Consider the following 11,757-nt stretch of genomic DNA (forward strand, 5'->3'; position numbering starts at 1 on the left):
CCGGGCGGCCCGGTCCGTGGCCGCTCCGTTTGACGCGGGGTTTTTGTCCGCTTAACGTTGTACGTGGCCGCGCTCATTCTCTTGTGCACGGCCGAAAGGGATGGCGCACGTTCCGCCCCCGAGAGGAATTTTCTGCCGTGAACCGCTCCGAACTGCTCGCGCGCCCAGGCTGCCTCACCGTCGTGCGCCAGCCCGCGCCCCCCGTCAAGCCTGCGCCCGGCCAGCCCGGCAGCCTCTCTTCCTTCGTCCCCGGCGTGGCCGAGGTGTTCGTCGCCGTGCTCGACGACGGCCGCATTCTCGCGTTCAACGGCCACGTCGACCTCGGCACCGGGATCCGCACTTCGCTCGCGCAAATCGTCGCCGAGGAGCTCGACGTGCCACCCGCGCGCGTGGCAATGCAGTTGGGGCACACGGCGTCCACGCCCAATCAGGGGCCGACCATCGCGAGCGCGTCGATCCAGATCTCCGCGACGCCGCTGCGCTGCGCGGCGGCCCAGGCGCGCCAGGCCCTGCTGGAACTCGCCGCCGAACGCTTCGGCACGCCTGTCGAGGCGCTTGCGACCGACAACGGCGAAGTCTTCCTCGCCGATTCCACGAATTCCACCGATTCCGCCGATCCCCCGGGCACGCCCCGCGCGAGCTTCGCCGAGCTCGTTGCGAACCGGCGCATCGCACTCGAACTCGACCTGAAAGCCGTGGTCAAGGATCCCTCGCGCTATCGCGTGATCGGCAAGTCGTCGCCGCGCGTCGACATTCCCGCCAAGGCCACCGGCGCGCTGACCTTCGTCCACGACATGCGCGTGCCGGGCATGCTGCACGGGCGCGTGGTGCGCCCGCCCTATGCCGGCATCGACAGCGGGCCGTTCGTCGGCCGCCTGCTCGACGCGGTCGAGCACGACTCCGTTGCGCACGTGCCCGGCCTGCGCGCGGTCGTCGTGCTGGGCGATTTCGTGGGCGTCGTCTGCGAGCGCGAAGAACAGGCCATACGGGCCGCGCGCGAGTTGCGCGTGAAGTGGAAACCGTTGCCCGCGCTGCCCTCGCTCGACGACCCCGCCGCCGCCATCAAGGCCGCGCCCGCCCGGCGCAGGCCGTTGCTGGAAGAGGGTGACGTGGAGGCCGCGCGCAACGCGCCGGACACGCTGACGATTTCGCGGACTTACGTCTGGCCATATCAGATGCACGGCTCGATCGGCCCGTCGTGCGCGCTTGCCGATTATCGCGAACCCGGCGGGGCGCAAAGCGGAGAACCCGGCGCGGGGCGCATCACGGTCTGGTCGGGCACGCAAAACCCCGTCTCGCTGCGCTTCGACCTCGCGACACTCGTGGGCCGCGACGAAGCCGACATCGACATCGTGCGCATGGAGGCGGCCGGCTGTTACGGCCGCAATTGCGCCGACGACGTGTGCGGCGACGCGCTCCTGCTCTCGCGCGCGGTGGGTGCGCCGGTGCGCGTGCAGCTCTCGCGTGCCGACGAACATGCCTGGGAACCCAAAGGAACGGGTCAGGTGATGGACGTCATCGGCACCGTCACGCGCGACGGCTGCATGACAGGCTACGACTTCGTCACGCGCTATCCGTCCAACGACGCGCCGCTGCTGGCGTCCTTGCTCACGGGCGCGGTGCCGGCCGAACCGCGCATCTTCGAAATGGGCGACCGCACCGCCGTTTCGCCCTACCGCAGCGCCAATCGCCGCTTTGCCTGCGAGGATCTCGCGCCGCTCGTGCGCGCCTCCTGGCTGCGCGGCGTTTCGGCGCTGCCGAACTCGTTCGCGCACGACGCCTTCGCCGACGAACTCGCGGCGGCGAGCGGCGTCGATCCGCTCGCATTCCGCCTGCGCCATCTCGACGACCCCCGTGCGGCGGATCTGCTCCAGGCCGTTGCACAACGTGCCGGCTGGCAGACGCGCACACCGCGCAATGCCCCGCTGCGCGGCGGCGAACGCTACGCGCGCGGCCGCGGCATCGCCTACGCGCGTTACGTGCACAGCCGCTTCCCCGGCTTCGGTGCCGCCTGGGCGGCCTGGGTGGCCGACGTCGTGGTGGATCGCGTAACGGGCGAGATTCGCGTGGAGCGCGTCACCGTGGGCCAGGACACCGGCACGATGATCAACCCCGATGGCGTGCGCCATCAGATTCACGGCAACGTGATTCAGGTGCTGAGCCGCACGCTGAAAGAGCGCGTGCGCTTTGCGGACGGTAAGGTGGCGAGCCGCGAGTGGGGCAGCTACCCGCTCCTCACCTTCCCCGAACTGCCGGCCGTGGACGTGGTGCTGATGCCACGCCAGGGCGAGCCGCCGCTCGGTGCCGGCGAATCGGCTTCGGTGCCGGGACCGGCGGCGCTGGCCAACGCGATTTTCGACGCGACGGGCGTGCGCTTTTGCGCGCCGCCCTTCACGCCCGAGACAATACGCGCGGGACTGCGCGAGGCCGGCGTGCTGCTCGAAGCGCAACACATGCAGCACACGCAGCACGCCGCGCCCGCGTGAGCCGGCTCACGCGTCGTCCGACTCCATCATCTTGCGCAGCAGGAACAGCAGCGCCACGCGCTCGCCCGCGTTGAGCGTGCCGTAGGTACGCTCGGTCACCTGCTTCGCAAACGGTACCGTGCGCTCGATCAATACGACACCTGCCGGCGTGGTGCGCACCAGCAGCTTGCGGCCATCCTTGGGGTCGGGAAGCACTTCGATCAGTTCACGCGCCTTGAGCCGTTCCACCACGCCCCGTATCGTGGCCTGATCGATGGCCGTGGTCTTGACGATGTCGTTGAGCGAGCAGCCCTGCGTTTCCTTCACGGCGCACAGCGTGACGAACTGGGCGGCGGTAAGGTCGGAATCGGGAATCGCTTCCTGAAAGATCGCGACGTGGCGCTGATAGGCCCGGCGCAGCAGGTGGCCCACCTGATCGTGAAAGTCGTAAGAATCCTTGTGCGACGGCATGAACGTGCGGCCTGAACGGCCCGATAGCGGAAAAATGCAGTGTACACCGTCGAGATAGTCCGGCGAAACACGATCCGGGACGCGGTTTGTCCCATATCAGGTACGCAATCTATGGAGTCTTCCCGTGCACCGCGGTTGAACCTGCAACCGGCACGCCGGAGAAGTTCAGCGACAACGCTGCATTTTAGAGTGCACACGCACAAATTTCGTGCCGGAAAAGCACCATTTATCCGCATACGGATCACTCGCGATCGCGAAAGATCGACCCGATAAATACGGGCCTCATCTCCTTTTAAACACTCACCTACCAAAGCCGTAAACCCTGCTTTTCGACCTGGTAATTTATAGCGTATACGCTTTGTTTTTGACATGCTATACAGAGCCTGCGGTCGCTCGATGTGTGCACGCATCGAACGGCGAATCTCAATCCGCCTCATCCCAACCGGGAGCCTTCCATGTCAACCGTGCAATCCAGCAGCGCCGCGCTTTCCCCTGCCGGCGCTCAACACGGCGAGCTATACCGCAAGGTCACGTTCCGCCTGATCACGATCTTCTGCCTCTGCTATTTCGCAGCCTATCTGGACCGCATCAATATCGGCCTCGCGAAGCTGCAGATGCTCGACGCGCTCAAGTTCAGCGACACCATTTACGGACTCGGCGCCGGCCTGTTCTTCGCCGGCTATATTCTGTTCGAAGTGCCAAGCAATCTGATCCTGCAACGCGTGGGCGCGAAGCTGTGGATAGCGCGCATCATGATCACCTGGGGCATTCTCTCCGGCGCGACCCTGTTCGTGACGACGCCGATGCAGTTCTACATCGTGCGCTTTCTCCTGGGGGTGGCCGAAGCGGGCTTCCTGCCCGGCGTCCTGCTCTACCTCACGCAGTGGTATCCGGACGCGCGCCGCGCGCGCATCGTCGCGCTCTTCATGGTCGGACTGCCGCTCTCCAGTATGATCGGCAGTCCGATCTCCGGCTGGATCATGCGCTTCTTCGACGGCGCGCATGGCCTGGGCGGCTGGCAGTGGCTCTTTCTCCTCGAAGCGCTGCCTTCGATACTGCTCGGCTTCGTCATCCTGCGCTGGCTGCCCAACAACATCGAATCGGCGAAGTGGCTCGACGCACAGGAGAAAAGGACGCTGCGCGCCAATCTCGATGCGGATCCGGCCGGCAACAAGAGCCATTCTCTCAGCCGCGCTTTCGCCGACCCCAAGGTGTGGGCACTCGGCCTGATCGACCTGTGCGTGCTGCTCGGCCTTTATGCGGTGAGCTTCTGGCTGCCGACCATTCTGCGCGACACCGGCGTGAAGGATGCCTACACGATCGGTTGGCTCATGGCCGTGCCCAACGCCGCCGCGGTGATCGCCACGCTGGGCTGCGGCGCGAGTTCAGACCGCCTGCGCGAGCGGCGCTGGCATATCGTCGTTCCCTTCGTCGTTGCCGCCATCGCGCTCGCCGTGGCGGCCTCCGGCACGCACGGCACGCTTTCCACCGTGCTGCTGTTCTCGCTCGTCAACGCGGGCGCGGCGGCCGCCATGCCCGTCGTATGGTCGCTGCCGTCGACTTTCCTGAAGGGCTCGGCGGCGGCGGGCGGCATCGCCTTCGCCTGCTCGCTCGCGAATCTCGGCGGCTTCGGCAGCACATACTTCATCGGCTGGCTGCGCGATACCTTCCATTCGCAAAGCGCGGGGCTGTACGGCTTCGCCGTATGCATGATCGTGGGCTGCGCCCTCGCGCTGTCGTATCCGAAACAGGTCGTCAACCGCTAACACCGTCCCGCACCGGGAGAAGATGGTGCACCCCTCCACGCGCCATCTTCTCCGGCAGATCCCTCCCTGCCGCGCCGGGTCTACAGGTCGCGCGTCATGGCGGCCAGCATCGCCTCTACCGCCTCGCGGTACGCTTCGCTGCTGCGGCCTTCGCCAAGCAGCGCATCGAGCAGCTTGCGCTGCAACGCGCGGTACGGCTCGCCGGGCGGCAGAATTCCGTCGAATGCGGCCAGCGAGTTTGCCAGCGCATCCTCGCGATCCGCAGCCGGGCCGCCCGCGAGTCGCGCGCCCGCGCCCGGCACCGCCGCCACGAGCGTCATGCGCTCCTCCCAGATCACGAAGCGCGCGAGACGCGCGAGCAGGCTCTCGCCCGGCGGCACGTAGGGGCACGACGGCCGCTGCGCCATCCATTCGCGCAGGCGGGCAGCCTCCATGGGCTTCGCGATCGCGTAGCCCTGGGCGCCGTCCACACCCAGAATGGCCAGCGCGCGCAGCAGGTCGAGCGTGTCGATCCCCTCCGCGAGCACCAGCTTGCCGAGCGCATGGCCGAGGCGCGTCAGCTGATAGATGAAGCGCAGCACGTCGAGCGCGGCGTCGCCGCCGTCGCTGCCGATGTGCGCGATCGCCTGGTCGATCTTGATCCAGTCGAACGGCAGTTCGCGCAGCCGCGCGAGGCCGCTGTGGCCGGACCCCAGGTCGTCCTCCGCCAGCAATACGCCCAGTTCGCGAAAACGCGTGAGAATCGCCAGTTGCCCCTGGTTGAGCGACAACGATTCGTTCTCCAGAACTTCCAGCGTGAGCCGCGCGGGCGGGCACGCGTGCGCGGCAAGCGCTTCGCGCGTCGCCTCGAAATAGCGGATGTCGTTCAGCGCCGCGGGCGGCAGGTTGATCGAGATGTCGAGGTCGAGCCCTTCGGGTAGCCAGCGCAGGCGGTCGGCGAGGGCCTCGTCGACGCCGCGCGCGTAGAGCGCGAGCAGGTCGTCGGAGGCGAGCGCGCCGAGAAATTCGTCGGGTTGGAGCAGGCGATCGCCGTCGCGCAGCCGCGCGAGCGCCTCGACCTTCGTCACGGCCCAGGTGCGCAGATTCAGGAGCGGCTGATAGTGCATTTCCAGCCCGTCCGTGCGCACGAGTGCCGCCCAGTGTTGGCGCACGCTCACGGGCACCGCCGCGCCGATGCCGTCGTGCGTCTTCAGGCGCAGGGCGGCGCAGCCCAGCAGCGTCTGCAGCAGTTCGATGAACGCCACCTGGTGCGGCCCGATGAATCCGCCCGGAAACGCGCTATAGAGCACGAGAATGGCGATCGGCGCCTGGCCGGGCGCCGCAAGCGGGATCGCCACGCACGAGCGCAGGCCCTCGCTGTTCGCCAGATCGCGCCACGGCTCGACGAGCGGATCGGTCTGATAGTTGACCACGCGCTCGGGCTTGCCGCTGCGCCAGGCGCGCCCGATGTCGCCCTGCCCGTGCGGATGATCGGCACGCACGCTGATGGCGTGCTGCTCCTGCGCCAGCACCTCGACGAGACGCGCGGGCGTCTTGCCGCCCGTGCCCGCTTCGAAATGAAAGATGCCGGACTCGTCGGGGCGCCCGATGGCGCAGCCCGCGATTTCGTCGTGGCTCGCGAGGGTCTGGATCAACTGGCCGATGAAGTCGATATAGCCGTCCGCCTCCCACACGAGGCGCGTCACGCGCTGCAATACTTCCTGCATGGAGTCCTGTACGTCCTGATACGCCTTGAGCTGCCAGGCGAGGTCCGAGGTGAGGCGGCGCGCATAGAGCGAGAGCGCGTGGCCGCTCACCTGATTGCCGATCAGCTTGTAGAGCAGTTCCTGCAGGATGCCGCGGCTGCGCGCCAGCTCTTCCTTGTCGAGCCCCACGATCGCGTGGATGCGGCCGATGCGCTGCGCCATGTCCGCATGGCTGTGCGTGGTGAGCCCGGGATTCGCGAGCGCGAGGAGATTCTGGACCTGCTTGGACTTGAGATGGGCGAGTTCGTCTGCCGACAGCATTTCGAGGATGCGCCGGGACTTGGGCAGGCGCGCCAGTTCCTCGTAGAACTGGTTCACCACGAGGGCTGCATAGCGATGCAAAGCCTCGATCAATGTTTGCATTCCGAAACCCGGTCTTCGGACCCGATAGGCCCTGGCTGGCGGGCAAGCGCCCCGTTGGCGCGTGTTCCTCGCCGCAGCAATACAACGCAGACGAATGATACGGCATGGCCCACGCCCGGCCATGCGTTTTCCTGCACGAAGCGTGGGTTGCCGGACGTAGGGGCCCCACTCTGCCCCGGCCCATTGCCGACGGTGCCTTTGGCCGGCTGCCGGGCAAAGGGCGGCCACCGTCGCGTCAGGGTGGTTTCTTGTATGTCATGATCGATTGGTCCCGCACGAGGAGCATTCCATGCAACGCCTAAATCGCCGCCCGCGTCACCATCCGTCCCGCACGCTGATCCGCTGCGCCGCTGCCCTGATCGCCGCGTTGCTCGCCCTTGCCGCCACGTCGTTCGCTCTCGCCTGCACGCGCGCGCTCTACGTCGGCGAAAACGGCCTCGTCGTCACCGGCCGCTCGATGGACTGGTCGGAAGACATGCACTCGAACCTGTGGGTGTTCCCCGCAGGCATCGACCGCGACGGCAACGCAGGCCCCCGCTCGCCGCGCTGGCGCTCGAAATACGGGAGCGTGGTGGTGTCGGGCTACGACATCGGCAGCGTGGACGGCATGAACGAGCGCGGGCTGGTCGCCAACGCGCTCTATCTCGCGGAGACCGACTACGGCCAGCCGGGCTCGGGACGCCCGCCGCTCTCGATCAGCCTGTGGGCCCAGTATGCGCTCGACAATTTCGCCACCGTCTCGGAAGCCGTGGACGCGCTCGGCAAAGAACCCTTCCAGATCATTGCGCCGCCGCTGCCCGACGGCAAGCCGATCACGATCCATCTTTCGCTGTCCGATCCGGGCGGCGATTCGGCGATCCTCGAATATCTCGACGGCAAGCTCGTGATCCACCACAGCAAGGCCTACCGGATCATGACGAACTCGCCCATCTACAGCGAGCAGCTCGCGCTCGACACCTATTGGCGCGGTGTCGGCGGCCTGAATTTCCTGCCGGGCACGAACCGCGCGGCCGACCGCTTCGTGCGTGCCTCGTTCCTGATGGACGCCATTCCGAAGCAGGTCGATCCGAACTACATCACGGCCGTACCCCAGCAATCGTATGCGTGGCAGGCGGTGGCAAGCGTGATGGGGGTGATGCGCGCGGTGAGCGTGCCGCTCGGCATCAGTTCGCCCACGCAGCCGAACCTCTCCTCCACGCTCTGGCGTACCGTAGCGGACCAGACCGATCTCGTCTATTACTTCGATTCCGCCACGCGCCCTAACACGTTCTGGGTATCGCTGCACAAGCTGAATCTGAAACCCGGTGCGCCGGTCATGAAGCTGGCGATGGATGGCGGCCAGGTCTATGCGGGTGAAGTGGCAGGCGACTTCGTGGCCACGCCCTCGTTCCGGTTCATGCCCGCGCCGGCGCCTTGAGCGTGAAGCCGCGACGGCTTGCCGCCGGCGCCGCTCGCCAGGCCGCGTTCAGATCGGCGTGAGAAGCGGCTCGCCCGCGAAGTGGCGCGCCGCGTTGGCGAGAAAGTTGCGCACCGTCGCCACGCGCACGTCGGGCGACGTGCCGGCGGTGTGCGGCGTCAGCACCACGTTGTCGAGCGGCAGCAGCGCCTGCGGCGGATGCGGCTCGCCTTCGTACACGTCGAGCCCCGCGCCGCCCAGCCGCTGTGCGGCGAGCGCCTCGGCCAGCGCGGCGGTGTCCACCACGCTGCCGCGCGAAATGTTCACGAGGAATCCTTCCGGGCCAAGCGCCTCGAGCACTGCGCGATCGACCAGATGGCGCGTCCCGTCGCCGCCCGGCGTCGCAACGACGAGAAAGTCGCTCCACTGCGCGAGCGCGACGGGCGTATCGAAGTAGCGAGCCGCGACGCCCTCGCGCGGGCGACGATTGTGATAACCCACTTCCATGTCGAACCCTGCGGCGCGGCGCGCAATCTGCGCCCCGATGTGCCCGTAGCCCACGATCCCGAGCTTGCGGCCCGACACCGTCGGCCGCATCGGCAGCGCGTCGCGCCACACGCCGGCCCGGCAGGCCGCGTCGAACTGCGGCACGTTGCGCACGGCCGCGAGCAGCAGCGCGAGCGCGTGATCGGCGACACAGGCGGCATTCACGCCTGCGCCATTGCACAGCGCGATGCCGCGCGAACGCGCATGATCCGCCGCGATGTTCTCGTGCCCCGCCCCTAGCGCGCCCGCGAATTCGAGTGCCGGCATGCGGTCGATTTCCTCCGCTGTGAGGCCGGTCGTGCCGTTCGTCAGCACGGCGCGCACCGCGGCGCCGTGCCCGGCCACCGCCTGCGCGCGCGAGGCGGCATCGGGTGCGTAGATCGCCTCGAATTGCGACTCGAGCGCCGCGAGGTCGCTTTCCACGAGCGGAATCAGGATCAGCAGGCACGGCTTCATCGTTGCGTCGTCCATGGGGTTCGGAAACGATCTGTCGACATCCGCTGCGGCGTGACGGTGGCGTGATGGCGTCACGCCGCGCTCACTCACACCGCGGTCACATAACGCGGCGGAGGCGGGCTCGCGCGCGGCACGCTCACCGCAGTTTCGCCGCGCGCCCGGCGCATTTCGTCGGCGGGGCTCAGGCCGAAGAGGCGCTTGAACTCCCGGCTGAACTGCGAAGCGCTCTCGTAGCCCACGCGCGTGGCCGCGGCGCTCACGTTGAGCCCGTCGTGTGCGATCAGCAGGCGCGCGTGATGCAGCCGCGTGGTCTTCACGTACTGCATCGGCGAAGTCGAGGTCACGGCCTTGAAGTGCGCGTGAAAAACCGCGAGGCTCATGCCCGCCTCGCTCGCGAGCGTATCGACGTCGAGTGTGCCGCAGTAGTCGGCGTGAATGCGGCGCAGGGCCTTCGCGATGCGCCCGAAGTGATGCTGGTGCGCAAGCGCCGCGCGTATCGCGTCGCCTTGCACGCCGGTCAGCACGCGATAGAGAATCTCGCGCACGATCGACGGGCCGAGGATGCGCCCGTCGCACGGCGAGGCCAGCGCCTCGACGAGGCGCAGCACCGCATTGGAGAGCGCGGCGTCGAGCTGCGTGGCGTAAATGCCGCGCGGCTCCGAAATCGCATTGCCGCGCGACTCGTTCAGCGCCATCAGCAGCTCCGCCACCATGGCGAGATCGACGCGGATCGAAATGCCGAGCAGCGGCTTGTCCGGGCTCGCCTCGGTTTCGCACTCGAACGGCAGCGGCACGGAGAGCACGAGGTACTGCTGCGCGTCGTACACGAACACCTGGTCGCCCAGAAAGCCGCGCTTGCGCCCCTGGCACACGATGAAAATGCTCGGCTCGTACATGACCGGCGTGCGCGGGCGCGCCACGCTCGCGCGCATGAACGACACGCAGTCGATGGCGGAGGGATTGGCGCCGTCGCGGTGCGTGAGCTGGGTGAGAAGCTCCACCGTGCGGCGATGCGTGAAATCGTCGATCCGGTCTTCGACGCGTTCGTCGACGCGATCTTCGGTCCGGTTCTCGGGCGGGCTTTCGACCCGCTCGCGGGCGTTGCCGTGGGCCGGCGCGGCGGTATCAAGGACGTGTGCCATTGTCGTATGCGCCCCTAATGCAAAGGCGTAGCAGAGGAACAGGCTTGAAATCTATCACCGTTCCCGCTGGCGCGCTGGCCGCCAGGAGAATCAGGCAAGTCTTCGATAGATTCAGGTATTCCCTGGGTGGGTCGCGATCCTTACGATGGGAACCCTGCCGCCACCCCCGGCACCGCATGCACCACCTCAAGTACCACCACAAGCACCAACAGGAGTGACCATGTACCCGACTTACGGTTATGCCGCCCGCGACGCCCGCACGCCGCTCGCGCCGATCGAGTTCCAGCGCCGCGACCTGCGCGAACACGACGTGCGCATCGACGTGGAGTACTGCGGCGTCTGCCACTCCGATCTGCATCAGGCCCGCAACGAATGGCGCAACTCGATGTACCCCGTCGTGCCCGGTCATGAAATCGTCGGTCGCGTGGCCGAGGTGGGGGCAGGCGTCACGCGTTTCAAGCCGGGCCAGCTGGTCGGCGTGGGCTGCCTCGTCGATTCGTGCCGCACCTGCCCGAGCTGCGCCGAAGGCCTCGAACAGTATTGCGAGAACGGTTTCGTCGGCACCTATAACGGCGTGGACCGCGTGAGCGGCGACGTGACTTATGGCGGCTACTCGACGCAACTCGTCGTCGACGAAGCCTTCGTGCTGCGCGTGCCCGACAACCTCGACCCGGCCGGCGCCGCGCCGCTGCTCTGCGCGGGCATCACCACGTACTCGCCGCTGCGCACGTGGGGCGCGGGGCCCGGCAAGAAAGTGGGCGTGGTGGGGCTGGGCGGCCTCGGCCATATGGGCGTGAAGCTTGCCCACGCCATGGGTGCGCACGTCGTGCTCTTCACCACGTCGCCTTCGAAGATCGAAGACGGCAAACGGCTGGGCGCCGACGAGGTGGTGATCTCGAAAGACCCGGAGCAGATGAAGGCGCACGCCAACAGCTTCGACCTGATCGTCAACACCGTGGCCGCGCAGCACGACCTGAACCCGTTCATCGAGCTCTTGCGCCGCGACGGCACGATGGTGCTGGTGGGCGCGCCCGAACACGATCACCCGTCGCCGCAGGTGTTCAACCTGATTTTCAAGCGGCGGCGCATTGCGGGCTCGCTGATCGGCGGGATCGCGGAAACGCAGGAGATGCTGGACTTCTGCGGGCAACACGGCATTACGTCGGACATCGAAATGATCAAGATGCAGGAGATCAACGACGCTTATGAGCGCATGCTCAAGAGCGACGTGAAGTACCGCTTCGTGATCGATCTCGATTCGCTGCGCGAAGCAGCCCGTTAAGTCACCGACACCGCCCGACCCGCCGGGCCGTCGGTTCCTGACGGCCCGCCTGCCTTCCGCATTCCGCCCGCGCGACGCATCACGCGTTGCACCTGCGCCCGCCCCCTTTTCAACCGCCGCGCGCC

General features: G+C 67.4%; 8 protein-coding genes. 4 read left to right on the forward strand and 4 right to left on the reverse strand.

All coding sequences use genetic code 11. The features are described from left to right. Window positions 1-137: 137 nt before the first annotated feature. Window positions 138-2,486, forward strand: coding sequence for a xanthine dehydrogenase family protein molybdopterin-binding subunit (locus U5760_RS18725; protein WP_322013776.1), 2,349 nt, complete (start codon window positions 138-140; stop codon window positions 2,484-2,486). 6 nt (window positions 2,487-2,492) lie between these two features. Here the strand turns inward: U5760_RS18725 and U5760_RS18730 are convergent, their stop codons facing one another. Then, entirely contained in the window at window positions 2,493-2,936 is a 444-nt protein-coding gene (locus tag U5760_RS18730; RefSeq protein WP_322013777.1) for a MarR family winged helix-turn-helix transcriptional regulator, read from the reverse strand. A 455-nt stretch (window positions 2,937-3,391) separates the two neighbouring features. Here U5760_RS18730 and U5760_RS18735 point away from each other — a divergent pair, with 455 nt between their 5' ends. Further along, the gene (locus tag U5760_RS18735) at window positions 3,392-4,702 is read left to right on the forward strand and encodes an MFS transporter (RefSeq protein ID WP_322013778.1); all 1,311 of its coding nucleotides are present in this window, start codon (window positions 3,392-3,394) and stop codon (window positions 4,700-4,702) included. A gap of 80 nt (window positions 4,703-4,782) precedes the next feature. Here U5760_RS18735 and U5760_RS18740 read toward each other — a convergent pair whose 3' ends face one another. Then, on the reverse strand, window positions 4,783-6,810 hold the full coding sequence (locus U5760_RS18740) for an EAL domain-containing protein (protein ID WP_322013779.1): 2,028 nt from the start codon (window positions 6,808-6,810) through the stop codon (window positions 4,783-4,785). 289 nt (window positions 6,811-7,099) lie between these two features. Here U5760_RS18740 and U5760_RS18745 point away from each other — a divergent pair, with 289 nt between their 5' ends. After that, window positions 7,100-8,227, forward strand: coding sequence for a linear amide C-N hydrolase (locus U5760_RS18745; protein WP_322013780.1), 1,128 nt, complete (start codon window positions 7,100-7,102; stop codon window positions 8,225-8,227). A gap of 48 nt (window positions 8,228-8,275) precedes the next feature. On the opposite strand, the gene U5760_RS18750 is transcribed toward U5760_RS18745, so the two are convergent. Together U5760_RS18750 and U5760_RS18755 are read right to left on the reverse strand one after the other, a co-directional pair. Next, window positions 8,276-9,208, reverse strand: a complete 933-nt coding sequence (locus U5760_RS18750) for a 2-hydroxyacid dehydrogenase (RefSeq protein WP_322013888.1) — start codon at window positions 9,206-9,208, stop codon at window positions 8,276-8,278. Window positions 9,209-9,294: 86 nt separating this feature from the next. Continuing rightward, a complete protein-coding gene (locus U5760_RS18755; RefSeq protein ID WP_322013781.1) occupies window positions 9,295-10,350 on the reverse strand; it encodes an AraC family transcriptional regulator in 1,056 nt (351 codons plus the stop codon). A 220-nt stretch (window positions 10,351-10,570) separates the two neighbouring features. On the opposite strand from U5760_RS18755, the gene U5760_RS18760 reads away from it, so the two are divergent. Continuing rightward, window positions 10,571-11,632 (forward strand): NAD(P)-dependent alcohol dehydrogenase, encoded by a 1,062-nt coding sequence (locus tag U5760_RS18760; RefSeq protein WP_322013782.1) that lies wholly within the window; start codon window positions 10,571-10,573, stop codon window positions 11,630-11,632. Window positions 11,633-11,757 lie beyond the last annotated feature (125 nt).

It is taken from the genome of Paraburkholderia sp. J12, assembly GCF_905220215.1.
Taxonomy (GTDB): domain Bacteria; phylum Pseudomonadota; class Gammaproteobacteria; order Burkholderiales; family Burkholderiaceae; genus Paraburkholderia.